General features: G+C 36.6%; 1 protein-coding gene. It reads left to right on the top strand.

Annotated features, from left to right (window positions below; genetic code table 11):
• Positions 1 to 182: type II toxin-antitoxin system RelE/ParE family toxin (locus JDF658_RS13605; RefSeq protein WP_143312024.1), on the top strand; the 182-nt coding region annotated here is incomplete at its 5' end.
• Between the last annotated feature and the right edge of the window lie 31 nt (positions 183 to 213).

Raw genomic sequence — 213 nt, 5'->3', positions numbered from 1 at the left:
ACCTAGACGAGATATTTGATTATATTATGGTAGATAATCCAAGCGCTGCAGATAGTATACTTGAAAGTATTATGCACGCCTTGAGCCGTTTAGAGAATTTTCCTCATTCTGGTACCCCGTTACTCGACGTATTACATGGTGCCCGAAATTATACACATTTATTAATAAAAGAATTAAAATAAGCCTATAATCGGTGTAGCGCTGAACAATTGG

Source organism: Carboxydocella sp. JDF658, from assembly GCF_002049395.1.
GTDB lineage: Bacteria > Bacillota.
The sequence above is the reverse complement of the archived record's forward strand: the minus strand, read 5'-3'. Positions and strand labels throughout refer to the sequence as shown.